This is a genomic window from Lottiidibacillus patelloidae (assembly GCF_002262935.1).
GTDB classification, from domain to species: Bacteria; Bacillota; Bacilli; order Bacillales; family SA5d-4; genus Lottiidibacillus; species Lottiidibacillus patelloidae.
Genome location: NZ_NPIA01000001.1, coordinates 406,282 through 432,303, shown reverse-complemented (window position 1 = coordinate 432,303; position 26,022 = coordinate 406,282). Strand labels below are relative to the sequence as shown.

27 protein-coding genes are annotated in these 26,022 nt (G+C 35.9%); 9 read left to right on the top strand and 18 right to left on the bottom strand.

The genetic code is table 11. The features are described from left to right. Positions 1 to 63 precede the first annotated feature (63 nt). On the bottom strand, positions 64 to 1,110 hold the full coding sequence (gene rsgA, locus CIB95_RS02415) for a ribosome small subunit-dependent GTPase A (protein WP_094921339.1): 1,047 nt from the start codon (positions 1,108 to 1,110) through the stop codon (positions 64 to 66). Between the two features lie 294 nt (positions 1,111 to 1,404). After that, the gene (locus CIB95_RS02410; RefSeq protein ID WP_094921337.1) at positions 1,405 to 2,202 is read right to left on the bottom strand and encodes an inositol monophosphatase family protein; all 798 of its coding nucleotides are present in this window, start codon (positions 2,200 to 2,202) and stop codon (positions 1,405 to 1,407) included. A gap of 188 nt (positions 2,203 to 2,390) precedes the next feature. On the opposite strand from CIB95_RS02410, the gene CIB95_RS02405 reads away from it, so the two are divergent. Next, positions 2,391 to 3,020, top strand: a complete 630-nt coding sequence (locus CIB95_RS02405) for a YktB family protein (protein WP_094921335.1) — start codon at positions 2,391 to 2,393, stop codon at positions 3,018 to 3,020. A gap of 21 nt (positions 3,021 to 3,041) precedes the next feature. Here the strand turns inward: CIB95_RS02405 and CIB95_RS02400 are convergent, their stop codons facing one another. After that, positions 3,042 to 3,311: a UPF0223 family protein gene (locus tag CIB95_RS02400; protein WP_094921333.1), complete on the bottom strand. Its 270-nt coding sequence runs from the start codon at positions 3,309 to 3,311 to the stop codon at positions 3,042 to 3,044. A gap of 174 nt (positions 3,312 to 3,485) precedes the next feature. Here CIB95_RS02400 and CIB95_RS02395 point away from each other — a divergent pair, with 174 nt between their 5' ends. Then, entirely contained in the window at positions 3,486 to 4,961 is a 1,476-nt protein-coding gene (locus tag CIB95_RS02395) for an aminotransferase class I/II-fold pyridoxal phosphate-dependent enzyme (protein ID WP_094922139.1), read from the top strand. Between the two features lie 605 nt (positions 4,962 to 5,566). Here the strand turns inward: CIB95_RS02395 and CIB95_RS02390 are convergent. Both CIB95_RS02390 and CIB95_RS02385 read right to left on the bottom strand, forming a co-directional pair. Further along, positions 5,567 to 5,680, bottom strand: coding sequence for a GapA-binding peptide SR1P (locus tag CIB95_RS02390; RefSeq protein ID WP_094921331.1), 114 nt, complete (start codon positions 5,678 to 5,680; stop codon positions 5,567 to 5,569). Between the two features lie 133 nt (positions 5,681 to 5,813). Beyond that, a complete protein-coding gene (locus CIB95_RS02385; protein ID WP_094921329.1) occupies positions 5,814 to 6,107 on the bottom strand; it encodes a DUF3055 domain-containing protein in 294 nt (97 codons plus the stop codon). Positions 6,108 to 6,276: 169 nt separating this feature from the next. Between CIB95_RS02385 and CIB95_RS02380 the strand changes: the two genes are divergently transcribed. Then, the gene (locus CIB95_RS02380; RefSeq protein WP_094921327.1) at positions 6,277 to 6,705 is read left to right on the top strand and encodes a DUF1885 family protein; all 429 of its coding nucleotides are present in this window, start codon (positions 6,277 to 6,279) and stop codon (positions 6,703 to 6,705) included. A 31-nt stretch (positions 6,706 to 6,736) separates the two neighbouring features. Here the strand turns inward: CIB95_RS02380 and CIB95_RS02375 are convergent, their stop codons facing one another. Continuing rightward, a complete protein-coding gene (locus CIB95_RS02375; RefSeq protein ID WP_094921325.1) occupies positions 6,737 to 7,543 on the bottom strand; it encodes a polysaccharide deacetylase family protein in 807 nt (268 codons plus the stop codon). Positions 7,544 to 7,726: 183 nt separating this feature from the next. Here CIB95_RS02375 and CIB95_RS02370 point away from each other — a divergent pair, with 183 nt between their 5' ends. Further along, the gene (locus CIB95_RS02370; protein ID WP_094921323.1) at positions 7,727 to 9,286 is read left to right on the top strand and encodes a glycine betaine uptake BCCT transporter; all 1,560 of its coding nucleotides are present in this window, start codon (positions 7,727 to 7,729) and stop codon (positions 9,284 to 9,286) included. Between the two features lie 36 nt (positions 9,287 to 9,322). On the opposite strand, the gene CIB95_RS02365 is transcribed toward CIB95_RS02370, so the two are convergent. Continuing rightward, positions 9,323 to 9,577 carry a hypothetical protein gene (locus CIB95_RS02365; RefSeq protein WP_094921321.1) on the bottom strand — a complete coding sequence of 85 codons (255 nt, stop codon included), beginning with the start codon at positions 9,575 to 9,577 and terminating at the stop codon, positions 9,323 to 9,325. Between the two features lie 159 nt (positions 9,578 to 9,736). On the opposite strand from CIB95_RS02365, the gene CIB95_RS02360 reads away from it, so the two are divergent. After that, positions 9,737 to 10,117, top strand: coding sequence for a thioredoxin domain-containing protein (locus tag CIB95_RS02360; RefSeq protein ID WP_094921319.1), 381 nt, complete (start codon positions 9,737 to 9,739; stop codon positions 10,115 to 10,117). Between the two features lie 83 nt (positions 10,118 to 10,200). Here CIB95_RS02360 and lpdA read toward each other — a convergent pair whose 3' ends face one another. The 5 genes from lpdA to CIB95_RS02335 all read right to left on the bottom strand — a co-directional run bounded on the left by lpdA (position 10,201) and on the right by CIB95_RS02335 (position 16,221). Beyond that, entirely contained in the window at positions 10,201 to 11,616 is a 1,416-nt protein-coding gene (gene lpdA / locus CIB95_RS02355; protein WP_094921316.1) for a dihydrolipoyl dehydrogenase, read from the bottom strand. A 3-nt stretch (positions 11,617 to 11,619) separates the two neighbouring features. Continuing rightward, positions 11,620 to 12,927, bottom strand: a complete 1,308-nt coding sequence (locus tag CIB95_RS02350; RefSeq protein ID WP_094921313.1) for a dihydrolipoamide acetyltransferase family protein — start codon at positions 12,925 to 12,927, stop codon at positions 11,620 to 11,622. Positions 12,928 to 13,027: 100 nt separating this feature from the next. Beyond that, on the bottom strand, positions 13,028 to 14,005 hold the full coding sequence (locus CIB95_RS02345; RefSeq protein ID WP_094921310.1) for an alpha-ketoacid dehydrogenase subunit beta: 978 nt from the start codon (positions 14,003 to 14,005) through the stop codon (positions 13,028 to 13,030). A gap of 3 nt (positions 14,006 to 14,008) precedes the next feature. After that, positions 14,009 to 15,094 carry a pyruvate dehydrogenase (acetyl-transferring) E1 component subunit alpha gene (gene pdhA / locus CIB95_RS02340; RefSeq protein WP_094921308.1) on the bottom strand — a complete coding sequence of 362 codons (1,086 nt, stop codon included), beginning with the start codon at positions 15,092 to 15,094 and terminating at the stop codon, positions 14,009 to 14,011. 455 nt (positions 15,095 to 15,549) lie between these two features. After that, positions 15,550 to 16,221 carry a YkyA family protein gene (locus tag CIB95_RS02335; protein WP_158217545.1) on the bottom strand — a complete coding sequence of 224 codons (672 nt, stop codon included), beginning with the start codon at positions 16,219 to 16,221 and terminating at the stop codon, positions 15,550 to 15,552. A gap of 218 nt (positions 16,222 to 16,439) precedes the next feature. Here CIB95_RS02335 and CIB95_RS02330 point away from each other — a divergent pair, with 218 nt between their 5' ends. Together CIB95_RS02330 and def are read left to right on the top strand one after the other, a co-directional pair. Further along, positions 16,440 to 16,565 (top strand): YjcZ family sporulation protein, encoded by a 126-nt coding sequence (locus tag CIB95_RS02330; RefSeq protein ID WP_094921303.1) that lies wholly within the window; start codon positions 16,440 to 16,442, stop codon positions 16,563 to 16,565. Positions 16,566 to 16,709: 144 nt separating this feature from the next. Then, positions 16,710 to 17,255 carry a peptide deformylase gene (gene def / locus CIB95_RS02325; RefSeq protein WP_408607179.1) on the top strand — a complete coding sequence of 182 codons (546 nt, stop codon included), beginning with the start codon at positions 16,710 to 16,712 and terminating at the stop codon, positions 17,253 to 17,255. 78 nt (positions 17,256 to 17,333) lie between these two features. Here def and CIB95_RS02320 read toward each other — a convergent pair whose 3' ends face one another. The 4 genes from CIB95_RS02320 to CIB95_RS02305 form a co-directional block, all read right to left on the bottom strand. After that, positions 17,334 to 17,729 (bottom strand): hypothetical protein, encoded by a 396-nt coding sequence (locus CIB95_RS02320; RefSeq protein WP_094921297.1) that lies wholly within the window; start codon positions 17,727 to 17,729, stop codon positions 17,334 to 17,336. Between the two features lie 108 nt (positions 17,730 to 17,837). After that, entirely contained in the window at positions 17,838 to 18,617 is a 780-nt protein-coding gene (locus CIB95_RS02315) for a Cof-type HAD-IIB family hydrolase (RefSeq protein ID WP_094921294.1), read from the bottom strand. A 15-nt stretch (positions 18,618 to 18,632) separates the two neighbouring features. Beyond that, positions 18,633 to 19,550, bottom strand: a complete 918-nt coding sequence (locus CIB95_RS02310; RefSeq protein WP_233143877.1) for a DMT family transporter — start codon at positions 19,548 to 19,550, stop codon at positions 18,633 to 18,635. Further along, positions 19,547 to 20,497 carry an aldo/keto reductase gene (locus CIB95_RS02305; protein ID WP_094921289.1) on the bottom strand — a complete coding sequence of 317 codons (951 nt, stop codon included), beginning with the start codon at positions 20,495 to 20,497 and terminating at the stop codon, positions 19,547 to 19,549. The genes CIB95_RS02310 and CIB95_RS02305 overlap by 4 nt, the downstream gene beginning before the upstream one ends. Positions 20,498 to 20,904: 407 nt before the next feature. Here CIB95_RS02305 and CIB95_RS02300 point away from each other — a divergent pair, with 407 nt between their 5' ends. Together CIB95_RS02300 and rnjA are read left to right on the top strand one after the other, a co-directional pair. Continuing rightward, on the top strand, positions 20,905 to 21,114 hold the full coding sequence (locus CIB95_RS02300) for a DNA-dependent RNA polymerase subunit epsilon (protein ID WP_094921287.1): 210 nt from the start codon (positions 20,905 to 20,907) through the stop codon (positions 21,112 to 21,114). Between the two features lie 3 nt (positions 21,115 to 21,117). Beyond that, on the top strand, positions 21,118 to 22,785 hold the full coding sequence (gene rnjA / locus CIB95_RS02295; RefSeq protein WP_094921284.1) for a ribonuclease J1: 1,668 nt from the start codon (positions 21,118 to 21,120) through the stop codon (positions 22,783 to 22,785). A 62-nt stretch (positions 22,786 to 22,847) separates the two neighbouring features. Here rnjA and CIB95_RS02290 read toward each other — a convergent pair whose 3' ends face one another. Beyond that, a complete protein-coding gene (locus tag CIB95_RS02290) occupies positions 22,848 to 23,513 on the bottom strand; it encodes a potassium channel family protein (RefSeq protein ID WP_094921281.1) in 666 nt (221 codons plus the stop codon). Between the two features lie 674 nt (positions 23,514 to 24,187). Continuing rightward, a complete protein-coding gene (locus tag CIB95_RS02285; protein WP_094921278.1) occupies positions 24,188 to 26,014 on the bottom strand; it encodes an ABC transporter ATP-binding protein in 1,827 nt (608 codons plus the stop codon). Between the last annotated feature and the right edge of the window lie 8 nt (positions 26,015 to 26,022).

Sequence of the window (26,022 nt, the reverse complement as noted above, 5' to 3'; positions counted from 1 at the left end):
AAGTTAAAAATCTCCTGATCATGCCTGTTGGCATAGCCTAGGAGATTTTTTTAGTTAATTATTTTATTTACGATTTGACTTCGTAATTTTCTTCCACTTTTCTTTTTCTAGCAACTGAAGCCTTTGGTTTTCTTTTCGAGCTATATAATGAATTTCACGTTGTAATTTTCGATAACTTTGTAATCGATCAGCAGATAACGTCCCTTCATCAATTGCATTTTTCACAGCACATTTCGGCTCATTTTCATGAGTACAATCTCTGTAGCGACAAAGTTCTGCAAGTTCTTCAATATCATGGAATGTTGACGAAAGTCCATCCTCACTGTCTGTCAGTTGAATTTCTCTCATTCCTGGAGTATCGATAATGATTCCACCAGACGGGATCACAAATAATTCGCGATGAGTTGTCGTATGACGCCCCCTGCTATCATCTTCACGAATTCCCCCAACATCTTGAACATCTCGGCCAATTAACTGATTTATCAATGTAGATTTACCGACTCCAGATGAACCAACTAAAGCGACAGTTTGCCCATCTTTTACATAAGTGCTCAAGTTCTCAATCCTTTGATTTTTAAGTGCACTTATTTCAATTATTGGTACTCCAATCGCAACTTCTTCTACTAATCGTTTCTTTTCTTCGATATCCGTACATAAATCTAGCTTGTTTAAAATGATGACAGGGTTAGCGCCACTTTCCCATGCCAGCAATATATAGCGTTCTATTCGTCGTAAATTCAAATCATCATTTAGAGAAGTTACGATAAAAATAGTATCAATATTAGTTGCGACAATTTGTTCTTCTGTTATTCCACCAACTGTTTTACGAGAAAATTTACTTTTTCGCGGTAATACTTGGTGAATGGAAGCTTCGCTATCTTGTTCACCTTTCGTATAGACAACCCAATCTCCAACTGCAGGGTACTCTTCCTGTCTTACTATTTGGTGGAAAAACTTCCCTGTAATTTTTGCAGCAAACTCGCCTGCCTCTGATAAAATTTTATATTGTCCTCGTTGTTGGACAATTACCCTACCTATAAATTGTTCTTCTTGTAATTTAGTTTGCTCATTTAACTTTTCGTTCCAACCTAATTTTTCTAAAGTATTCAATGTTGTTTCCTCCTAAAATAATAAATAAAAAAGAGACCTATTATGGTCTCTTTGAAATGCTAATCGGGTTTCCCCACATTTTTTAGCAAGATAAAAACCATAAGCTGAGATGTTGCACAGCCCATGGCGAAGAAAAAACAAAGCATTGAAATAAGTCTAATACTTATAGAAATTCCGTTTGAGGGCTGTGCTATGAAGTTCAATAGGTGTTGTTTTTTGATTGGTCATCATAAGACATCCCTCCTTTTATTTGATAATGTAAATAATAATGGATAAGTTGGTAAATTACAACAATTATTTATTAATATATTCTTTTATTATATTTTCGTGCAATTTTGGCTTGCTAGCTAATAATGTATTTTCATTTAAAAGAGACAAAGGTTCACCCTCAATTGTCGTCGCTTTACCGCCAACTTCATTGAGTAATACTATCCCTGCAGCTACGTCCCATGGTGAAAGCCTCATTGATAAATATCCATCAATTCTACCTGCTGCTACATATGCTAGCTCAAGAGCTGCAGATCCAAAAGAGCGAATCCCCCTTGCCGCCTTAACGATAGGAGCTAATTTTCGATAATCAATTCGGCGATTTTCAGTCACCCAAGAGGCGTTCATTGAAAACAAAGCTTCTTCTAAGGTTATTGGCTGAAGATCTTTTAATGCTTTTTCATTAACATAAGCTCCATTGCCTTTCATTGCATGGAACAACTCGCCACCAACGACATCAAAAATATAACCAAGCATTCCAATCCCTTCATGGAAAATTCCAATAGAAATTGCAAAGTTACGTTGTTGGTGAACAAAGTTAGTTGTGCCATCAATTGGGTCTATAATCCAAACCGTACCTTCTAACGAGGTGATTTCCTCTCCTACACCTTCTTCACCTAAGATGCGATGATCCGGAAACGTGGCATGAATTTGCTCTATAAAAAACTTTTCGATTTTTACATCCATATTTGTAACTAAGTCAGATGGATTCGATTTAAATTCAACCATTAATTCATCAGTAAATGAGTCTTTTATTAAGTTTGCTGCTTGATGTATCCAAATCTTTGCGTGAGCATCAATATTTTTCCAATATTGTTGATCCATAATAATACCTCCATTGCCCTACTTCTTAATTCTCTTATGTATTACATATTATTATGCCTTTTTTTAAGAATAAAGTAAAAACGAACGGCTTAGGATTCACATGTGCTCGTTCTGAGTATATTTATTTTCGAGTATTTTCGCTTATGATATATTGTAGGTAAGGATCAGCTAGAAGGAGGAAAACATACATGTCATTTCAAGGTTTTTCAAAAGAGGACTTTAATACGTTCAACATAGATGGTTTAGAGCCAAGAATGGAAGCTATCACTTCAAGCATTAGACCTAAGTTTGAACAACTTGCACAAGAGTTTACACCAACACTATCTGCTTATACTGGTGATGAAATGTATCCACATATTGCAAAGCATGCCCGACGTACTGTTAATCCACCGAAGGATACGTGGATTGCATTTGCAGCTAATAAAAGAGGTTATAAACAACATCCTCATTTTCAAATAGGTTTATGGGGAACGCATTTGTTCGTTTGGTTTGCAATGATTTATGAAGCGCCACTTAAATCAGAATACGGAAAAGCATTTGAAAAGGAACTTAATACAATCTTCAAAAATACGCCTAAAGACTTCGTTTGGTCGATGGATCATATGAAACCAGAAGCTATGAAACAGAGCGACATGACAAAGGAAGATTTAGCAAAGGTTGCTGATCGATTGCAAAACGTTAAAAAGTCAGAGTTATTATGCGGCATTCATATCGATGCAAATGACCCGCTTTTACAAGATGGCGACAAATTAATAAATAAAATTGATGAGACTTTCAAAACGTTACTTCCACTTTATAAAATAGCGCAAAAACTATAAAAAGCACCTAATCGGTGCTTTTTACATTTTTACCTTTTTATCATCTTCAAGTTCCTTTGCTTTTTCAATCGTGCGGTAACTAGAAAAGCCAGAATCTTTTTCAAACTCATTACACATTTGTTTTTCTTCACTCTTTCCAGGAACAATTTCTTTAAAACGACGGTATTTATCCATCAGTTCTTTTTTGTTAATACCCTTTTCATAGGCTTGTTCAACTGCTTGAAAATACGCAATTACATCAATCACTTCTTGTTTTGACCAATCTAATGATAATGGATAGGTATATTCCATGGTGACCACCCTTTCGAAACATTTATTGATATTTTATCCAATTGTAAAAAACGAATAACAATACTGCTTATGTTAAGTATAAAGATAACAGAAAAAATTTTGATTGCAAAAGCTCAAGCATTTGATATACTCAAACTTGTTTTATTAATTGTATTTAAAAATGAGGTGTCTTTATTGTCGCAAGAACGTACGCCGTTATTTACAGGCTTATTGGAACATAGTAAGCGCAACCCAATCCAATTTCATATACCTGGACATAAAAAAGGAAATGGCATGGATCCTACTTTTCGTGATTTCATTGGCGAAAATGCCCTTTCTATTGATTTAATAAATATCGCTCCATTAGATGACTTACATCATCCACATGGAATGATAAAAGAAGCTCAAGAATTAGCAGCTGAAGCTTTTGGTGCAAACCACACATTTTTCTCTGTACAAGGAACAAGCGGAGCAATAATGACGATGGTAATGACTGCTTGTGGTCCTGGAGACAAAATTATTGTCCCGAGAAACGTCCATAAGTCCGTTATGAGTGCAATCATCTTTTCCGGCGCAACACCTATTTTCATTCATCCGGAAATTGACAAGAAGCTTGGTATTTCACACGGAATATCACCTGAAGCAGTTGAAAAAGCACTTGAACACCACCCAGATGCAAAAGCAGTATTAGTTATTAACCCTACCTATTTTGGGGTAGCGGCAAACTTAAAAGAAATTGTAACTATTGCTCATTCGTATGATGTCCCAGTGCTAGTTGACGAAGCTCATGGAGTACATATCCATTTTCACGATAAACTCCCTATATCTGCAATGCAAGCAGGCGCTGATATGGCAGCTACAAGTGTACACAAACTTGGTGGTTCAATGACTCAAAGCTCCGTCTTAAATGTAAAAGAGGGGCTAATTTCTGCGAAAAGAGTGCAAGCAATTATTAGTATGTTAACGACAACATCAACTTCGTATTTATTATTAGCATCCCTTGATGTTGCTAGAAAAAGGCTCGCAACTGAAGGACATGAGCTTATTGAGAAAACAATATCTCTTGCTGAAACTACACGTAAGCAAATCAATGAGATTCCGAACCTTTATTGTGCTGGAGAAGAAATGTTGGCAACAAACTCTACGTATGATCTTGATCCGACGAAACTTGTCATTTCGGTAATTCGTCTAGGAATGACTGGTTATGAAGTAGAAGGTTGGCTTAGAGAGAAATACAACATTGAAGTTGAAATGTCTGATCTATATAACATTTTATGTATTATCACACCTGGAGATAGTCAAGAAACAACAGATATTCTTGTACACGCATTAAATGAATTAGCAACGTTAAGAAAAGACATCGTAATCGACCAAGCGGAAGCGAAAAGAGTAGATGCACCTAATATACCAGCACTAGCTCTATCGCCAAGAGACGCTTTTTACTCGGAAACAGAAATTGTACCAATTAATGAGTCAAAAGGTCGGATTATTGCAGAATTTATCATGGTCTACCCTCCTGGTATTCCAATCTTTATTCCTGGGGAAATTATTACGGAAGAAAACTTAGAGTATGTACAAAAGAACATCGAAGCGGGTCTACCTGTTCAAGGTCCTGAGGATGAAAGCTTACAAACACTGCTTGTCATCAAAGAGCATCGTGCGTTTAAATAGAAAAGCTGAAGCAATCCCTAATTTCACTAATTACGCCGACGTCCTGTCGGCAACGTGAAATTCCTCGCCATCCTAGCTTGTGCGTAAAAACTGGATCACTCTGATTAAGATAAAGGATACACGAATAGTGAAGCTATTCGATGTAGACTTATCGAAATGAAGAGTGTGAAGTTTTCTAGACGTTGATTGCTGAAGCTAGATCAGCTAAGAAAAGCTGAAGCGAGCGTTTAGCGCCATAAATTCTGGAGCACTTTGTTTGAGATAAAGGAAACATCGAAAAGGAAAGGCGACTGTTCATCAACGATGGAACTGGAATACTACGAATGAGATAAAGGAAACACAAAAAGCGGAGCGTTTTGATGCTGACTTATCGTAAGTGAGTAGTATGAAGTTCTCAAGTTGATAGGAGCCTTTCCTAGACACCACTTCACTGCTTGATGTTGACTTATCGTAAATAAAAAGTGTGAAGAAATGTAGGCGTTGGGAGCTGAGGCTGGATCAAATAAAGAAAAGCTGAAGCGACCGTTTAGCGCCGAAAAAACTGAAGCAATCGTTTAACGCCTTGTATTTCACACAAAAAAGGTTTGCCAATTGGCAAACCTTTTTTACTTGCTTTCTTTATTTGAATTAGAGCAGCAATTTCCATATAGTGTCGTAACCTTATGATCTTCAAAATGAGCAATTGTACCTTCGCAATTTTGACAGATAATTGTTCCCACCGTTTTATCGCTCCTTTAATAATTATTGTAAGCGGTTTCACTTAATGTAATATTATAATAATATGTCACATTAAAGGAGTCAAGACTAAATTGTATAACACATTTAAGAAAATAATGGAATTAAATAAATCTATTACTCATACTGCGCATCTAAAGTTGCATATGGAAGTGTTTCTTTTAAAAACAAAGCTAATTCCTTCGCTTCTTCATAAGAATGAATCCGAAACACAGATTTCAAATGATCGGTGTCTTCAAGTTCCTCACTGCCTAGGAGAGTAGATCTACCCGTTTGCATACATACTACTAGTGGCTTTCCGAAAAACATGTTTGTAAATACAATTCCAAAATCATAACGGACATCTTCAGTTGTAAAGCCAACGAATTGTACATTCACATTTTCAGTTTCATCATATAATTTTTCAAACATAAATTAATTACCCTCCTTTTCTAATCATTTGTATACTTATACATATTGCGCCCTCTCTTCCTATATACCTTTTCATACATAAAACAGCGTGAAAATGGTTGTCAAATTCTTTTATACAGTGCTAATATGAAAGATAAAGGTATTGTAATGACGATAGGAGTGACAAACATTGTCTCAGAGTGCATTTATTAAGTTGGTTCCTGCTTCAACCCAACAAAGTATTACTTTAGATGAAGTAAAGGAGCTTTTTCATTACTATAAAGAAATTACTAGTAAAACTGGTGAGCAAGTTAGTTGGCAATATGCGGACGCTGCTTTCCCTTATGAAGTAGAGCAAAAAGAAGAAGGAAAAGATAGCTGGTTCCTTTTAAAAGCAACTTCCGATCGATATAAATACATCATTGTAGGTGTTGGTACGGAAGAGTCTGAAGAAAATAAAGAAGAAGCTACATCATACATACAAGTAGTTCTCCCTGAAGGTGCTACTTATGGGGATAAAGGTAAAGCTAACGAGTTTTGTAAATTTTTAGCTAAGAAGCTTTCTGGTGAGCTTCATTTATTTAACAAGCGCGTGATGTACTATTACAAACGAAAATAAAAAGGATGGCGAATGCCATCCTTTTTGTTTATTAAGGAACTTGTATCAGATCAGGATCTAAGATAATATAACCTTTCTCTTGAAGACCAATTACCATATCCTTTAATGCTTCATTCGTCCAGCTTCGATCATGTAGTAAAATATTCGCTCCATCATAAAGTAAATTCGTCGTTAATGAAATATCTAATAAAGCTTCCGCATCCATATAGTCTCCCATAAAGTCATAGCCATAGGACCAGTTCATTAACAGCATGCCTTCTTCTTTCACAAGCTCTCTTGCAAAATCAGTATTTGCCCCGTGTGGCGCTCTAAAAAATTTCGGTCTTTCTCCAGTTATTGCTTCAATTTCATCACTCAATGAAATAATTGATTCTCGTTGTTCTTCTTCCGTCATCGTTCTTAAGTTAACATGACCCCAGGTGTGATTACCTATATCAAACCCTAAATCATAAATCTCTTTTAAGATAGCTTTTTCTTCATCTGTATCAATAAAGTGTCCATTAATGAAGAATATCGCACCTACACCAAGTTCCTTTAACGTTTGAGCCATTTCAAGTGAAAATTTATCGGGTCCATCATCAATAGTAAGTAATACTACGTTCTTTGGCGCATCCGCAATTGGCTTCACATACCAATAAGTATCACTACTAACATAATATTGCGGCTCTTTTGGCATACGTTTTTCAAACTCATCCTCAGTTAGCTTTTTCCCACTAGTTATATCTTGAATTGGGTGTTGCAAGGGGCTATTTTCTGTAACTGTTACTGAAACTGTTTCTTTATTTACACAACCGGTAATAAAAATTATGACTGATAATAATACGATAAGCCTTTTCATTTGCCATCTCCCAAATCTTTTTATATATTAGCATTTGTGTTCTTTTTTTTGAGCTGTTTTTTACATAGGTTGCTCTTCTCTTTTATTTTAAACGATTTTACCTCATGTTGTAATAGGTAAAATTGTATAAATTCTAGTTAATAGCAAAAAATATCATATCATCATATCAGAGAGGTTGGTAATGTGAAGAAATTTACGAATGTTTTTTTAATATCTGTATCGTTAGCCATTATTTTTATTGCTTGGGGGGCAATGGAAAAAAGTAAATTATGGGATATTTTCCCTGGCTGGGAATTAAGTAATGTTACTAATGTCATACAAACATTTATTATTGATAAATTTGGCTGGTTTTATTTATTAGCTGCAACGAGCTTTTTAATCTTTGCATTAACTTTAATTTTTACGAGGTTCGGAAATATCAGATTAGGAAAAGATGCTGATCGTCCAGATTATTCATACTTATCCTGGTTTGCGATGTTATTTAGCGCCGGAATGGGTATTGGACTCGTTTTCTGGGGTGTAGCTGAACCAATGTACCATTATTATGGTCCACCAGTCGGTGAAGGTCAGACTGTTGAATCTGCAAAAGTTGCAATTAGATACTCGTTCTTCCATTGGGGCTTACATCCATGGGCGATTTACACGTTAATTGGCTTAGCTCTTGCTTACTTTAAATTCCGAAAAGGTGCTTCAGGTGTTATCAGCTCAATTTTCAGACCTATTTTTGGAGATAAAATTAACGGTCCATTAGGAACAACAATTGATGTAATTGCTGTATTTGCTACTATTTTTGGAGTTGCAACATCTCTTGGCTTTGGAGCTTCACAAATTAGTGGGGGATTATCTTATCTTTTCCCTATAATCGTTAATGATGAAACTACACAATTAGTTGTTATCCTTATTGTAACAGTATTATTTATGCTTTCTGCTCAAACAGGATTGAATAAAGGAATTAAATACTTAAGTAATATCAATATTATTCTTGCTATTTCATTAATGCTTTTCCTTTTGTTTGCAGGACCTACAAACTTTATTATGAATATGTTTACGACTTCTATTGGGTCATACTTACAAAACTTACCGAGTATGAGTTTTAAATTAAACCCATTTGAACAGCTTTCACTTGGTGAGGGAGAATCTACCTTTGCTCAAGGTTGGACAATCTTCTATTGGGCTTGGTGGATAGCTTGGGCACCATTTGTGGGAACTTTTATTGCTCGTATTTCAAAAGGACGAACAGTTCGAGAGTTTGTCATTGGAGTGTTAGCCGTTCCTACGTTATTTGGAGGTCTATGGTTCTCCGTTTTTGGTGGCTCTGCAATTTACTTAGATCAAATTAAAAATGCTGGAATCAAAGCCGTGATGGATGCTCAAGGTAAGGAAGTAGCACTCTTTTCTGTACTTGAACAATTTCCATTAGGATTTTTCATGTCTCTATTAGCAATTTTATTAATAAGCACGTTTTTCATTACTTCTGCAGACTCCGCTACATTTGTATTAGGAATGCAGACGACAAATGGCAGTTTACACCCTTCAAATTTTATTAAGTTTATATGGGGAATAATACAATCGTCCGCTGCTGCAGTATTATTATGGTTTGGTGGTCTTGGAGCTTTACAAACCGCTTCAATCATTGCGGCTTTCCCGTTCACTATTATCATGATTTTAATGATGTTCTCTTTATTAAAATCATTTAGAACAGAAAAAATTCCTACACGAATAAAACCAAATAACGAGGAATAATGCAGAAAAAGGATGAGCTTTTATAGCCATCCTTTTTTAGATGAAAAATAATAAATTGAATACAGTCTTAGCCGCTATGTAAACTACCGCACCAGTAATTGCTGTGACCATTGCTTGTTTCTTCATTTTTATGACATACTGGCCAATTAAATAAGTAAAATAAAAGAGAATAATAAACAAAACACCTTCAACTAGTTTTCCGTCTCCCGTTGAAAGCATTACACATATTGAATAGCCACTCCAAACTAATCCATATAAACTATACACTACTAAATAGTTATAAACGTTCATATTTTTACTCCTTTATCCTTTCATCTACTACATTATATTCCTATTTTTCATTTCTAGTATTTTTCATTTGTGTAACAATTTTGTAACGAAACGCAATCTATTTAAAAGAAATGGTAGAATGAAACCAACTTACAATGGAAAGAGAAGTGAGTCATTGATATGAAATGGGTTTCTGTTTTTGTATTTGGTTTATTATGTTTACTTCAAGGCTGTCAGTCGGCCTATCAACCGATAAATAACAATGATGATTCTATTTCAATAGATGAAATAAAAACATACATATTCACAGATGAGCATTTCACTTCCATGGAAGATAATTATTACGATGCACTACTGCAATTTAAAAATAAATACCCTAGTCAGAAATACGTTGTCACAATCGCTGATTCTAACGACCACAAGGAGTTAGTTGAAAGATATGATATCTCTAAATTTCCAACTTTAATCATGATGAGTAATGATATTGAGCTTATGCGAATTGAAGGCAATCAAACGAAGGATAATATTCTATTAAAATTAAAAAATACCTTTGAAGAATAATTTCTCCAAAGGTATACAAAATTCCTGTTTATTTTTATAGGAAACAAAAAATCGTCCTCAAATATGAGAACGATTTTTTTATATTATTTTACGATATGAATAGGAGCACCAATCGCTACTTCAGCAGCTTCCATCGTTACTTCACCTAACGTTGGATGTGCATGAATAGTCATAGCAATATCTTCCGCTGTCATTCCAGCTTCAATTGCTAAACCTAATTCAGCAATGACGTCTGAAGCATTTGGTCCAACAACTTGAGCACCAACTACTAAACCATCTTCCTTGCGTGTAACTAACTTTATAAAGCCGTCAGCATCATTTAAAGACAATGCACGACCATTAGCTCCAAACGGGAATTTCGAGCCAATAACGTCCATTCCAGCTTCTTTTGCTTCTGCTTCATTATAGCCTACAGAGGCAAGTTCAGGATCAGAAAATACTACTGCTGGGATTGCTAAGTAATCAATTTCTGCAGCATGACCGCTAATTACTTCAGCAGCAATTTTCCCCTCATAAGAAGCTTTATGTGCTAATGCAGGTCCATCAACAATATCACCGATTGCATAGATGTTTGAAATGTTTGTACGGCATTGCTTATCAATTTTTACTAAGCCGCGCTCCGTCATTTCAATTCCTACTTGCTCAAGTCCTAATTCGTCAGTGTTTGGCTTTCTACCAACAGTAACTAGTACGTAATCAGCGTCGAAAGTTTTCGTTTCACCTTTGATTTCAGCTGTTACCGTAACACCATTTTCTGTCGTTTCAACACCTTGTGCAAATGCTTCTGTATGAATTTCAACATTACCTTTTTTCTTAAGGCGACGTTTAACAACTGAAGTTAATTGCTTTTCAAATCCAGCTGATAAGATATCTTTCGTTCCTTCTAAAATAACTACTTCCGTACCGAAGTTAGCATAAGCAGTACCTAACTCAACTCCGATATATCCCCCACCGATTACAATCATCTTTTTAGGAATTTCTTTTAAGTTTAATGCACCAGTAGATGAGATAACTCGCTCACTCCACTTAAAGCTAGGAAGCTCAATTGGACGAGATCCAGTTGCTATAATACAGTTTTTAAAGTTGTACGTTTGCGCTGAGTTTTCATCCATAATACGAACCGTACTACTGTCGACAAAATAAGCTTCCCCAGTAACGATATCAACTTTGTTACCTTTTAATAATCCTTCGACTCCACTCGTTAATTTATTAACGACAGAGCCTTTCCATTCTTGTACTTTATCGAAGTCTACAGTAACATTTTCCGCTTTAATACCCATCTCTTCAGAATGAAGGGCATGTTCATAGCGGTGAGCTGCAGAGATTAGTGCTTTTGAAGGGATACACCCTACATTTAAGCAAACGCCGCCTAATGTTCCTTTATCTACGATCGTTACTTTTTGTCCTAATTGAGCCGCTCGGATTGCTGCAACATAGCCACCAGGGCCAGCACCAATAACGAGTGTATCAATGTCTATCGGAAAATCTCCTACTACCATAGATTACGCCTCCATTACTAATAGTTGTGGGTCATTCAATAAACGTTTAATGTGATTTAACGCATTTTGAGCTGTAGCACCGTCAATCATACGGTGATCAAAGCTTAATGATAATGCCAATACTGGTGCAACTACAATTTCACCGTCACGAACAACTGGCTTTTCTGCAATACGCCCAATACCTAATATCGCAACTTCTGGGTGGTTAATAACAGGCGTAAACCATTGTCCACCAGCAGAACCGATATTTGTGATTGTGCAAGAAGCACCTTTCATTTCATCTGGAGCAAGTTTGCCGTCACGAGCTTTTGTTGCAAGCTCATTAATTTCTCCTGAAATATTAAAGATTGATTTACGGTCTGCATCTTTCACGACAGGTACTAATAATCCCTTATCTGTATCAGCAGCAATACCGATATTGTAATAGTGCTTATGAACGATTTCGTCCGTTGCATCGTCTAATGACGTATTTAAGACAGGGTATTCACGTAATGCACTTGTTAATGCTTTAACAACATATGGTAAATACGTTAATTTAATACCACGGTCAGCAGCAACAGATTTGAATTTCTTACGATGTGCAACTAATGCTGTTACATCAACTTCATCCATTAATGTTACGTGAGGAGCTGTATGTTTTGAATTTACCATAGCTTTCGCAATAGCTTTACGCATACCGCTCATTTTTTCTCTAGTTTCCATTTCTCCATATACAGGTGTATAAGGTTTTACAGGAGTTTTCTCAACTTTCTTCGTTTCAGTAGTAGTTTCTACTGTCGCAGTTTCAGTTTGAGTAGTTTCAGCAGCAGATTGACCTCCACTTAAGAATGCATCGATATCGTCCTTTAAGACACGTCCATTTTTCCCTGAACCTGCTACTTGGCGAATGTTTACACCTTTTTCACGAGCATATTTACGTACAGTTGGCATCGCAATAACACGCTTATTTTCATCAACTGTTCCTGCATCTGCATTTGCAACTGCTTTTTCTTCTTTTACTTCAGCTTCAGCAGGAGCCTCTTGTTTAGTTTCCTCTTCCTCATGATGACCATGTGCTGATGGAGGAATTTCGCCTTCAGCTTCAATCGTTAATAACACATCACCAACAACAGAAACAGTTCCTTCTTCCACTTTTAACTCAAGGATCTTTCCATCAACAGGAGATGGAATTTCAACCACTGCTTTATCATTTTGAACTTCTAATAAAATATCGTCCTCTTTTACTTCATCGCCAGCTTTGACGAACCATTTGACGATTTCTCCCTCATGGATACCTTCACCAATATCTGGTAACTTAAATTCATATGCCACGATATTTGCCTCCTAATTTTCAATTCTTTTCGTTGTATGAAAAAGCGCTGAAAAGAAAACACATTTTCGTGCTTCCTTTCAGCTTCTTCTATAATTACAATTAGAAATTAATTACTTTTTTCGCTGTTTCAACAATATCTTTGTAGTCTGGTAGCCAAATATCTTCTGCTACTGCAAATGGATACACTGTATCTGGTGCAGCAACACGTAATACTGGTGCTTCAAGACTTAAAATTGCACGTTCCGTAATTTCAGCAACAACACTAGCTCCGATACCAGCTTGCTTTTGAGCCTCTTGAACGACAATTGCACGATTTGTTTTCTCAACAGATGCTAAGATTGTTTCAATATCAATTGGGCTAATTGTACGTAAGTCAATTACTTCTGCACTAATTCCTTCTTTTTCAAGCTCTTCAGCTGCTTTTAAAGAAGAGTGAACCATTGCGCCGTATGTAACGATCGTAATATCTTTACCTTCACGTTTTACGTCAGCTTTTCCAATTTCAATTGTATATTCACCTTCAGGAACTTCTCCACGGAATGAACGATATAATTTCATATGCTCTAAGAACACGACTGGGTCATTATCACGAATTGCTGAGATAAGTAATCCTTTTGCATCATAAGGTGTCGCAGGAATAATAACTTTTAATCCTGGAGATTGTGCTACAAGGCCTTCTAAGTTGTCAGCGTGTAACTCAGGCGTTTTAACTCCTCCACCAAAAGGTGAACGAATTGTAATTGGTGATGTATAAACTCCACCAGAACGGTAACGCATACGAGCAGCTTGAGCTACTACTGAATCCATTACTTCAAATAAGAAACCGAAGAATTGAATTTCCATAATAGGACGGAATCCAGTTAAGCCTAGTCCGATTGCTAGACCACCAATACCAGATTCTGCAAGAGGTGTATCAAACACACGGTCCTCGCCAAATTCTGCTTGTAGTCCTTCAGTTGCGCGGAATACACCGCCGTTTAAGCCGACATCCTCACCAAAAACGAGGACATCTTCATTATTTTTTAACTCTACACGCATTGCATCAGTTATAGCTTGAATCATTGTCATTTGTGCCATCGTTTATTTCGACTCCTTTGCACGGTATTGTTCCAACTGCTCCTTAAGGTTAGCAGGTAGCGTTTCAAACATAAGACCAATTAAGTCTGTTACTTTTTGTTTTGGTGTTTCATCAGCTTGCTTAATTGCAGCTTTAATATCATTTTTTGCTTGTTCAACTACTTCGTTTTCCATATCTTCTGTCCATAAGTTTTGACCTTCTAAGAACTTACGGAAACGAACTAGTGGATCTTTCTTTTCCCACTCATCGTCTAGATCAGAACTACGGTAACGAGTTGGGTCATCTCCCGCCATTGTATGTGGTCCATAACGGTAAGTTAATGTTTCAATTAACGTTGGTCCTTCACCAGCAACAGCACGCTCACGAGCTTGTTGTGTTGCAGCATAAACAGCTAAAATATCCATTCCATCAACTTGAATTCCTTCGATACCAGCAGCTACTGCTTTTTGTGCAATTGTCTTTGCAGCAGATTGCTTTTCAACAGGTACTGAAATTGCAAAACGGTTGTTTTGAACTACGAAGATTGCTGGAGCTTTGTATGCACCTGCAAAGTTAATACCTTCATAGAAGTCCCCTTGTGAAGCACCACCGTCACCTGTGTATGTAATAACGACGTTGTCTTTTCCTTTTTTCTTCAGACCAAGTGCAACACCTGCAGCTTGTACATATTGTGCACCGATAATGATTTGTGGCATTAATACATTTACACCTTCAGGCATTTGTCCACCAACAAAGTGTCCACGAGACCATAAAAATGCTTTATATAGAGGGAAACCATGGAATACGATTTGTGGAATATCACGGTATCCAGGTAAAATCCAATCCGATTTATCTAACGCATATTGCGTTCCTAACATTGATGCTTCCTGACCTGATGAAGGAGCATGGAAACCTAAGCGTCCTTGACGGTTTAATGAAATTGCACGTTGGTCCCAAATTCTTGTATAAACCATACGCTTCATTAGTTCTTGTAATTGTTCGTTTGATAATTCTGGCATCGCTTCTTTATTAACAACTTCGCCATTCTCATTTAGAATTTGAAAAGTCTCAAATTGACTCTCAACGTTTTCTAAGCTCTTTAAAACCATTGCTTTCACCTATCCTTTCAATATTCAACAATTAATCCGAAAAAACACACTTCCTAGTATTCCCTAAAAATATAGTTAAATCACGGTAAAAATAATATTTTTTAAGGATTGTTCATTATTGCTCTCTTTCCTTTTCTTTCCCGATTGAGAGTAGTAGTAAACAAAAAATGTGTTTTAAACGGTTAAAATATACTGTACTACTAAAGAGACAAAAACAAAGTAATACACTTTTTATTCTCTGTCCTCAGTTTACAGGAAGAATGACTATCACGTCAATTACTTGTTACTACATATTAATTTCTTTATTATCGAACAAAGTTATATTATTTAGAAAATTATAAAACTAATCTGTACTAGTACTGTTTGTTGCGTTGTACCACTCTGTTATACTTTTATTACTGTCTATATACTTATAGATGTTTAGGCAAATAAAAAAACACGATAAAAATCGTGTTTTACTCTTGCTCACCGGCAATGATTACTTCAATGTTCGCCGCTTTATAAAATTCAATTTTTGCATCATTGTAAGCACTTGTATGAGTATTGAACTCTTCTTTTAAGTTAAGGATTTCTTCATAACTTTTGTTAATACTTTCAATAATTTGTTGAATTTCTTCCATTTCGATATCTTCTAGCTGGAATAATTGATAAAATTCTTGATCCAGTTCAATTGTTTCATTGTATTTTTCATTTAAGTCTAAATAACTGTTATATCTTTTGTCCCATTCTGCTACAACAGCATCTGCTTTTGCTTTTAATGTTTCATCTTCTATTTGCTTAACTAACTCATAAACCTCTTTAAACTCAGCTTTTGAAGCCTCAATCGCTTGTTTTTCTTTAGCAATTAGCGTTTTTCTTTCATCTGCATAAGTTGTCGCTTCATTAGCTAATTTTATTATTTCGTCTATTTCCCCAAGACCAAGTTCTTTCATTTGTTCATATAACGCTTGTTCTTTCGTTTCTAATTCAACTAAAGGTTCTTGCTGCGCTGCAAAGTCTGCTTCAACCTCTGCTGCTTTTTCAAGCTTGTCCATCATTTGTTCGACAACTTGATCATCTTGGTTACATGCACTTAAAAGTCCAATCGCTAGAAAAAGTCCTACAAATTTAAGCATTTTTTGTTTCATTTTTGGTGCCTCCATTTCATCACTACACTTTCCATTTTATGCTACGTCAATCATATACCGAGTTGCTCATTTTCACAACAATTTTCCTTAAAAATGATTATCCTGTCCTATAAATTTTATAACATTAGGCAACAATCCATACGCAATCTTTTTATACGCATAATGTATTATTGAGCCGTACAAAATTGCGGTTTATAAGTAAAGGAGGTTATGTGGATATGAATTACGGTTGCTATGGTGGTTATGGATACGGCGGTTACGGTTACGGTCGTGGACGCGGATTTGCTTTAATCGTTGTATTATTCATCCTTTTAATCATTGTTGGAGCATCTCGCTTAGGATAATCCACAAAGAGAGTGCAGCGAGCACTCTCTTTCTTTCGTTACATATTCCTAGTATACTTAATGAGTAATTATATTTTAGTTACTTCGTATGGATGTAATATGTTTATGTTTATGTAAAAAGGGGAGTGAACAGCATTGCTTACAATGAATGATGTTGTAAAGGAAGGACATCCTGTCCTTAGAGAAAAAGCACTGGAAGTAAAATTACCTCCTTCCACGGAAGAGATAGATACTTTAAAAAAGATGATGGATTTCTTAAAAAATAGTCAAACACCAGAAATTGCTGAGAAGTACGACTTACGCCCAGGAGTCGGAATTGCCGCTCCGCAAATTAACGTTAGCAAACGAATGATTGCCGTTTTAGCCGAAGATAGTAAAGGAAAAGTATACGATTTTGGATTATTTAACCCACGAATTGTAAGTCACTCTGTTGAGAAATCATACCTTCAAAGTGGCGAAGGCTGTTTATCCGTTGATCGTGCTGTTCCAGGCTATGTGCCTAGATATGCCCGCATTACTGTTAAGGGTACTGACATTGAAGGAAACGAAGTTAATCTTCGCTTAAGAGGCTTCCCAGCTATTGTCTTCCAACATGAAATTGATCATTTAAACGGGGTTATGTTTTACGATCATATTGATAAAGTAGATCCATTTAAAGTTCCTGAAAATAGCACTGCTATTGGACGCTAAAATTACTAACGCTTGGAGAATTTAATCCCCAAGCGTTTTTGTATGCCAATTTCCATGAAGATTAGAGTCACCTTCGTATTAATCTAATACATCCTTTTTTCTGTACTCCGTTTCTTCTTCTAAATATTCTTTTACGTAATCAGATAAATAATGTACCAAAATGAAAAAGACAGTGACTAAAAGCCCATACACAATAAGTAGCGATAATATATACTTTGATTTATCAACTTGAGTATTTGAATAACTATCTAAGAAGTCAGTATCTATTCCGAAATGTCTTGGAAAATCTCCTTCATAATCATATGTTAAATCTTGAGTAAGAAATGGTATTGGCAGTCCAAAGGTTGCACCTTCCATCTCCTCTGCGCTATTCACTTTTGTCCCAAAAACTAATGGTGAAGCAGTTACGAAGAGATAACTGATAAGCGGCAGTACGATTAGTAACATAATTATTAAAAATCTGTTCATCTTCATTATTATTTCTCCATTAAATTTATAGTTCTACGCTTACATATTCTCTTTATTATTATCTTTCCCTGCAAAAAAAGCCAAATCACATTTGATTTGACTTGAATGTATTTATTAATCGATTAACCCTAACTCTTTTACTCCGTGGTAAATCCCTTTGTCATTATTCGATTTCGTTACATAATTGGCAATTTTCTTGACCTCAGGCATCGCATTTCCCATCGCCACTCCAGTTCCGACAAACGCAATCATCTCCAGGTCATTCGTTGCATCACCAAATGCATAGGCATTCTCTTTATCTATCTCTAATACTTCTAACAGCTTCTCAATGCCCTTCGCCTTTGAGCCACCAGCAGGTAAAATATCGACAGAATAATCATGCCAACGGATAAAGTGACACTCATTAAAGTCATCGCGATAACGGAATTTCTCATCTTCTTTACGATCAAAAAAGAGTAACGCTTGGTAAATATCGCGATCATGGTAATACTTTTCGTCAAAGCTCGGTGCATTCATCTTTAAGCTAGCAAAGCTGTCATTGATATGGTCATGTAGTTCAATATTCGCTTTCATATCTAAATGATCCATAAATACCATTGGATGTGCATTTTTTGCCGCTTCTTCCTCAAGCTTTTGTAATAGCTCTTTCTTAATCGGATTACGAAAAACTGCTTTCCCATTATGGACGACATATTGCCCGTTGTAAGTGACATACGTATCAATGCCGAGTTCGTCTAATAAAGGTTTTATCATAAATGGTGCTCTTCCTGTAGCAATAGCTACATGAACGTCATTTTCCTTTAACTTTTGAATCGCTATTTTTGTCGTTTCACAAATTTCCTTTTCATCATTCAATAATGTTCCATCTATATCAAAAAATACAATTTTACTCATTTTGTAAACATCCTTTTATGTCATATAAGATTTTGTCGTCTTCCTTATTATAGACCTTTTCTTCATACTAGCTAAATAAACGCCGAAGAAAATGAACAATAGCCCTACAATTAAGTTCGGAGTAATTGCTTCATCCAAAATAATAAAGCCCCAAATCATAGCGGAAATTGGAACTAAATACGTTACTAGTGTCGCAAACTCTGCGCTTCCTTCTTTAATGCAATAATAAAACAGTAAGTAGGCAAAGCCAGATCCAAACACTCCAAGTGCGATAAATGAACCAAAAACGAGAGGATTAATGATCACACTAACATTTATAGGCTCGAAAATAACACTCATCACTAAACTAATGACTGCCCCAACTGATAACGTCATTAATGAAATTATTTTGATACTTACATCTTTTAAATAACGTTTCGTGTATTGCGATGATAGTCCGTAACAAACAGTTGCCAACAGCATCGTTCCAACGCCAACAAAATCTTCTGAAACAAGTGCTGCTATATCTAAATCAAGTAAGATCGTAATCCCAAAAAATCCAATTAAAATACCTACCCACTGCTTCAGCTTTAAATGTATTGCAAAGAATAATACGCCGATCACACTCGTCCAAATAGGCGTCGTTGCATTTAAAACTGCTGCCATACTACTGGAAATTTTCATTTCACTATATGCAATTAACGCCCAAGGAATTGCCGCATTCAAAAATCCAACTATAATTAATGAACGCATCGGTAATTCCTTCAATTTTACTATTTCTCTACTCCACCACAAAATTAGAAGTAATGTAACAACACCAAAAAGACAACGAAAGAAAACAATACCGAACGGGGTCGTGTAATCTAATAACACTTTAATAAATAGAAAGCTAACTCCCCAAATAAGACTTAATGTTATTAACGCAGTGTAAAGGCGTACTTGTTTACTCATCATCTTGCCCCTTCACTTCGGCTTTCTAAAAGACTGTCAATAAATGCAACGTCTTCTTTCGCCAATTTCCACTCACTTGCATTCGTATTCTCTTCGACTTGCGCCGCATTTCTTGCTCCGCAAATGACAGACGAGACCACCTTCTTTGAAAGCAACCAGTTTACGGCAACTTGACTTAATGGTCGATCATATTTTTCAGCAATTGGTTTCATCTTTTCAACTATTTCTAAATTTTTCGCAAAAGCTTCTTCTTTAAATAGTGGATTAAAGGCACGAACATCTTTTTCGTCAATTATAAAGTCTTTTGAAAACTTACCAGTTAACAACCCTTGTGCTAACGGACTGTATGGGATAAGACTCATACCTTCACGTTCGACAAAAGGGATGTCTTCATTTTCTACTTTCCTTTTTAAAATACTATATTGTGATTGTAATGAAATAATAGGAGCGTATATTTTTGCTTCTTCCATTTGCTCTGCAGAAAAATTTGAAACTCCTACATACTTCACTTTTTTCATATGTAATATTTCATTTAAAGCATCCATTGTTTCCGAAATGGGAGTATTGACGTCTGGCCAATGCACTTGGTATAAGTCAATGTAATCTGTATTTAATCGTTTTAAGCTAGCATCTACTTCTTTCAAAATGCTTTCTTTGCCATTATGCTTTTGAACTTTACCTTTCTCATCCCATAATAATCCGCATTTAGTTGCAATATAAACCTGCTCACGCACGTTTTGCAGAGCTTCTCCAATAATTCTTTCAGACTCTCCATACCCATAAACAGGTGCAGTATCAAAGAAATTAACTTCTAAATCCACTGCTCGCAATATTGCATCCTTCACTTCATTTTCATCAACATTTCCCCAACCTGTTTTACCTGCAGCCCATGCACCAAATCCGATGACAGAAGCATCTATATCACTATTCCCAATGCGTCTTTTCTCCATTGTTTTCTCCTTTAGTTTAGGAATTAAATAATCGTATTTAAGTAAAACTTATCATATCAATAGTATCCTATGTCAATGAAAGTAACTTATTTACCCATAAATTACCTGTCTACCTTTGCGTTAAATGTCCACATACTATAGGTAACAATATGGCGGAAAAAATAACGGAGGTAATTATGGTAAAGAAATGGAAAGATAAACTATTAAAAAGATGGAGAGATATTCTTAATAAAAAAACAGCTACAGACATGTAATTCCCTTAGTTCTTTCAATGTTTTCATGCCCTATTTACGTCTAAAAATAAAGAGCAAGAGGTAAAAGTTAGAAAAAAGCATGAAAAACAATCCAATTTCTTATATAATAAAACATTAGAAACATATAAACGGCTATTAAGGAGAGATATAAACATGATTTTTAAAGTTCTCTATCAAGAAACATTAACGGAAGCACCAGTAAGGGAACATACGAAGTGCGTATATGTAGAAGCGGAATCCATTCGTGAAGTACGTGAAAAATTAGCGGACCGCAAATACAATATTGAACATATTTTAGAAGTAACTGGGGAATTTTTAGAATATGAGAAACAGGGCGAAAACTATAATGTGGAGAATGTATAATTTATGAAACAGTCAACTCGCAATAAAACAAATGTATTTGCTTTAGGAGGCCTCGGCGAAATTGGTAAAAATACATACGCCGTGGAATACCAAGATGAAATAATCATTATTGATGCTGGTATTAAATTTCCTGAAGACGAATTACTAGGTATCGACTATGTCATCCCAGATTACTCATACTTAGTAAAAAATCAAGAACGAATTAAAGGTCTTTTTATCACTCATGGTCACGAAGATCATATTGGTGGAATTCCTTACTTACTTCGTCAAGTAAATGTTCCTATTTACGGTGGTAAGTTAGCGTTAGGACTGATCAAAAATAAGTTAGAAGAACACGGCTTACTACGTTCTACAAAACTTATTGAAATTAAAGAAGAAGATATCATTAAGTTCCAACATACAGCAGTTACGTTTTTCCGAACGACACATAGTATCCCAGATGCTTATGGAATAGTTGTTAAAACACCGAACGGAAATATCGTTCATACTGGTGACTTTAAGTTTGATTTCACACCTGTCGGCGAACCAGCTAACTTAACAAAGATGGCTGAAATCGGAAAAGAAGGCGTATTATGCTTACTTTCTGACAGTACTAATAGTGAAATCCCAGACTTTACAATGTCTGAGCGTAAAGTCGGTCAAAGCATTCAAGATATTTTCCGTACAGTAGATGGGCGTCTTATTTTCGCAACGTTTGCTTCAAACATACACCGCTTACAACAAGTAGTTGAAGCAGCAGTGCAACATAATCGTAAAGTTGCAGTGTTTGGAAGAAGTATGGAGTCTGCGATAACAATTGGTTTAGAGCTTGGCTATATTAAAGCTCCAAAAGAAACGTTTATCGACACGCACCAAATTAATCGTCTGCCAAATAATGAAGTAACAATTTTATGTACTGGAAGTCAAGGTGAGCCAATGGCAGCACTTTCACGTATTGCTAATGGCACACACCGTCAAATTCAAATTATTCCTGGCGATACGGTTGTATTTTCATCTTCACCAATCCCGGGTAATACAGTAAGCGTTAGTAAAACGATTAACATGCTATTTAAAGCTGGTGCTGAAGTTATTCACGGATCGTTAAATAACATTCATACTTCTGGTCACGGTGGCCAAGAAGAACAAAAATTAATGTTACGTCTAATGAAGCCGAAATACTTCATGCCAATTCACGGTGAATTTCGTATGCAACGCATGCATTCTAAATTAGCAATTGATTGTGGTGTACCAGAAGAAAATTGCTTCATTATGGATAACGGTGACATCCTTTCGTTAAGCGAGAATGAAGCAGGACTTACAGGTAAAATCCCTTCAAGCTCTGTTTATGTTGATGGAAATGGTATTGGTGACATTGGAAATATCGTCTTACGCGATCGCAAGATATTATCAGAAGAAGGTCTTGTTGTTGTCGTTGTAAGCATTAATATGAAAGAGTTTAAAATTGAAGCTGGCCCTGACTTAATATCGCGTGGCTTTGTCTACATGCGTGAATCAAGCGATTTAATTAATGAGGCACAATCATTGATTAGCAAGCACTTAGATAAAGTAATGGAAAGAAAAACGAAGCAATGGGCTGAAATTAAAAATGAAATCACTGATACGTTAGGACCTTTCTTATATGAGAAAACAAAGCGTCGTCCGATGATTTTACCAATCATTATGGAAATTTAATCTGTTATATAAAAAATAGACCTTATCCAATTAGGATAGGTCTATTTTTTATGTTAAGCTGCTTATTCATCATCTAACAATTGGCGCTCGAATCGTTCAATGTCATTGTTAGCACCAATCACAATTAATAAATCACCTTCACGAATTTGAAAATCTGCCTTTGGTGAAACGATGATTTCTTCTCCTCGCTTCATCCCAATAATATTACATCCGTATTTTGCACGAACATCTAATTCAACTAGTGTATTACCATCCATTCGCTTATTAGCAATAACTTCAATAACACTATGCTTGTCTGACAATTCTAGAGCATCTAAGACATTATTTGAAACAATTTGGTGGGCAATTCGTTTTCCCATATCACGTTCAGGGTGAATAACACGGTCTGCACCGATCTTACTTAGCACCTTTTCATGATAATCATTTTGTGCTTTTACTGTGATATGTTTAACTCCAAGCTCTTTCAAGATAAGTGAAGTCAAAATACTCGCTTGGATATTATCACCAATTGCAACGATTACGTGATCAAAATTACGAATTCCTAATTCCTTTAATGTCTTCTCATCCGTTGTATCGGCCATGACCGCATGTGATGCGATATTCGAAAAAGCATTAACACGATCTTCATCAATATCTATTGCTAAAACTTCCATTCCTTTTTCAACTAATGCTCGGCAAATACTACTTCCAAATCGCCCTAAGCCGATAACTGCGAATTCTTTTTTCATCGTATATCCCTCAATTCTAACACTGTTTCACTTTAGTCTTAACTTACTGTTAGTGTACAGGAAATTCGATAAAACTCAAGGGTAAGTCTTAAAATAGTAAGAGGCTGGGTCAAAAGTTTATTAATCAATGAGTAAAACGAACTATTCAGATTTAAATTCTGAATGACCTCGTTTTTTAATGTGTTCTGAAGAATTTAAAGATGCTCCGTCAAAATACTTCGCTTTCCACGGGCAACGCTTCAGCCTCCTCAAAAGTAAAACTTTCTGTGGGGTCTTCAGCTGTTGCTTTTCCCGTAGGAGTCTGCGTATTTTGACTACGCTTCATTTGTTCAATGTTCGGCTTTTAGTTAGCCTCTTTTGGTTTTGTCCCAGCCTCTCCTAGGGAAAAATGAAACTTATTTCTACTCTTTCTTATATAAACTGAAACCCGTCACTCCAACTACTAATGTCACCGCAATGACTGTTGGCATAAAAACAAGCTCGCCACTATAATAGCTTCCTACTAACGCACTGGAAAACCAAAGGATTTCTACCAGTAATATGAGTACCCAGCTGGCAAAAACATACCACACGATACATTCCCCCTTTGTATATATGACGAAGCAACAATTCGTCTCGTTTCAGAAAGTACAAAAAAAGGCTGAAGACTATTGTCTCCAACCAATTTACCTATATTAGCTCGCTTCAATTGCTTTAAACTGTGCTTTTACAAGCTCGAAGTATTCACCTCGATGGTTCATTAACTGCTCGTGATTTCCTTGTTCAATAATATTACCGTGATCTAATACGATAATATTATCTGCCTCACGAATTGTTGAAAGTCTGTGAGCGATAATGATCGCAGTACGACCATTTAGTAATGTCTTTAATGCTTCTTGAATTTTAACTTCTGTTTCTGTATCGATACTTGCTGTTGCTTCATCTAAAATAATAATTTTAGGGTCTGCTAACAACGTTCTTGCAAATGACAATAACTGTCTTTCACCAACAGATAAAATATTCCCGCGCTCTTCAACTTCCGTATCGTATCCTTTATTTAGCTTTGAAATAAACGTGTGTGCGCCAACTGCTTCAGCAGCCTTTTTCACTTGTTCATCCGTTGCATTAGGATTACCATAACGGATATTTTCCATAATTGTTCCTGAGAAAATGAACGTATCTTGCAACACGATACTTATTTGTGAACGCAAACTATCTAAACTTAAATCTCTTAAATCTTGCCCATCAATCTTCACTGTACCTTTAGTAGGGTCATAGAAACGAGTAATTAAGTTAGCAATTGTTGTCTTACCAGAGCCAGTGTGGCCTACTAAAGCAACTGTTTGCCCAGCATCAATGCTTAAATCAATATTGTTCAACGCTTTTCGCTTTTCATCATACGCAAACTCTACGTTTGAGAAGTTAATTTGCCCTTTTACATCTGTAAGTGTTTTTGCATTTTCTTTTTCTGGAACAGAAGGTTTCTCATCTAAAAATTCAAAAATTCGTTCAGATGAGGCCATCCCAACTAATAGTTGGTTATATACTTGCCCGAGCCTTGAAATTGGCTCCCAAAACATTCCTAAATAGAAAGCAAAAGTTACGAATACACCGATTGTTACTCCGTTACCTTCAATAGGAATTAATGACGCTCCGTACCAAATTAAAATGGCTGTACCAATAGCATTTGACATTTCAACGAACGGACGGAACATCGCATTCTTTTGTGTTGCGTCTTTCCAACTTTCATATGTTTCTGTATTCAACCCTTCAAAGAAATCCATGTTTTCTTTTTCTTGTGTATAGGATTGCGTTACACGAATCCCTTGAATGCTTTCATTTAAGTGGGAATTTAACTTCGCCTGTTTAATTCGTACGCTTTGCCACGAACGTCTAATCTTACGGCGTAGCCCCGTTGAAATAAAGAACATAATCGGTAAAATCACCATAATTGCTAGTGTTAAAGGCGGACTTAGGTACGATAAAATAGCGATAATCCCAATTAACATTAACAAGTCCGTTAAGATATTTATTACTCCGTTTGTAAACAAATCTTGCAATGAATTAATATCATTCGTAATACGTACTAAGATTGAACCAGCAGATCGCTGATCAAAAAAGCGATGAGAAAGTCTCTGAATGTGCTTAAATAAATGGGCACGTAAATCATAAATAACATACTGTCCCAACTGGTTCATCCATTTAATACGATACGTATTAGCAATCCAGTTAAATATATAAAGAACAGATATCGTTGCTACTAAAGTAATTAGTAATGTTGTATCCTTTTCAATTATTGCTTTATCAAGGACATAAACCCCGATTAAAATTGGTACTAGTAGACGTACTGCTGTAGACACTAGCATTGCCAAAATCGCTAATGGAAGTATTGTTTTCGCATACGGTTTCATATATGAAAATAATCTAGTTAATTGTGACCAGTTAAATGGCTTCTCAATGACTAAATCTGCTGAGTAATGAAACCGCGAACTTCTTCGACGCTGTTTATTTTCTTTTTTCATCAATCTCA

What these genes read in the sequence shown, in the direction of transcription:
- CIB95_RS02410 (WP_094921337.1), bottom strand. Translation starts at nt 2,202, where the DNA reads ATGGATCAACAATATTGGAAAAATATTGATGCTCACGCAAAGATTTGG.
- CIB95_RS02405 (WP_094921335.1), top strand. Translation starts at nt 2,391, where the DNA reads ATGTCATTTCAAGGTTTTTCAAAAGAGGACTTTAATACGTTCAACATA.
- CIB95_RS02400 (WP_094921333.1), bottom strand. Translation starts at nt 3,311, where the DNA reads ATGGAATATACCTATCCATTATCATTAGATTGGTCAAAACAAGAAGTG.
- CIB95_RS02385 (WP_094921329.1), bottom strand. Translation starts at nt 6,107, where the DNA reads ATGTTTGAAAAATTATATGATGAAACTGAAAATGTGAATGTACAATTC.
- CIB95_RS02375 (WP_094921325.1), bottom strand. Translation starts at nt 7,543, where the DNA reads ATGAAAAGGCTTATCGTATTATTATCAGTCATAATTTTTATTACCGGT.
- CIB95_RS02365 (WP_094921321.1), bottom strand. Translation starts at nt 9,577, where the DNA reads ATGAACGTTTATAACTATTTAGTAGTGTATAGTTTATATGGATTAGTT.
- CIB95_RS02360 (WP_094921319.1), top strand. Translation starts at nt 9,737, where the DNA reads ATGAAATGGGTTTCTGTTTTTGTATTTGGTTTATTATGTTTACTTCAA.
- lpdA (WP_094921316.1), bottom strand. Translation starts at nt 11,616, where the DNA reads ATGGTAGTAGGAGATTTTCCGATAGACATTGATACACTCGTTATTGGT.
- CIB95_RS02345 (WP_094921310.1), bottom strand. Translation starts at nt 14,005, where the DNA reads ATGGCACAAATGACAATGATTCAAGCTATAACTGATGCAATGCGTGTA.
- pdhA (WP_094921308.1), bottom strand. Translation starts at nt 15,094, where the DNA reads ATGGTTTTAAAGAGCTTAGAAAACGTTGAGAGTCAATTTGAGACTTTT.
- CIB95_RS02335 (WP_158217545.1), bottom strand. Translation starts at nt 16,221, where the DNA reads ATGAAACAAAAAATGCTTAAATTTGTAGGACTTTTTCTAGCGATTGGA.
- CIB95_RS02330 (WP_094921303.1), top strand. Translation starts at nt 16,440, where the DNA reads ATGAATTACGGTTGCTATGGTGGTTATGGATACGGCGGTTACGGTTAC.
- def (WP_408607179.1), top strand. Translation starts at nt 16,710, where the DNA reads ATGAATGATGTTGTAAAGGAAGGACATCCTGTCCTTAGAGAAAAAGCA.
- CIB95_RS02320 (WP_094921297.1), bottom strand. Translation starts at nt 17,729, where the DNA reads ATGAAGATGAACAGATTTTTAATAATTATGTTACTAATCGTACTGCCG.
- CIB95_RS02315 (WP_094921294.1), bottom strand. Translation starts at nt 18,617, where the DNA reads ATGAGTAAAATTGTATTTTTTGATATAGATGGAACATTATTGAATGAT.
- CIB95_RS02310 (WP_233143877.1), bottom strand. Translation starts at nt 19,550, where the DNA reads ATGATGAGTAAACAAGTACGCCTTTACACTGCGTTAATAACATTAAGT.
- CIB95_RS02305 (WP_094921289.1), bottom strand. Translation starts at nt 20,497, where the DNA reads ATGGAGAAAAGACGCATTGGGAATAGTGATATAGATGCTTCTGTCATC.
- CIB95_RS02300 (WP_094921287.1), top strand. Translation starts at nt 20,905, where the DNA reads ATGATTTTTAAAGTTCTCTATCAAGAAACATTAACGGAAGCACCAGTA.
- rnjA (WP_094921284.1), top strand. Translation starts at nt 21,118, where the DNA reads ATGAAACAGTCAACTCGCAATAAAACAAATGTATTTGCTTTAGGAGGC.
- CIB95_RS02290 (WP_094921281.1), bottom strand. Translation starts at nt 23,513, where the DNA reads ATGAAAAAAGAATTCGCAGTTATCGGCTTAGGGCGATTTGGAAGTAGT.
- CIB95_RS02285 (WP_094921278.1), bottom strand. Translation starts at nt 26,014, where the DNA reads ATGAAAAAAGAAAATAAACAGCGTCGAAGAAGTTCGCGGTTTCATTAC.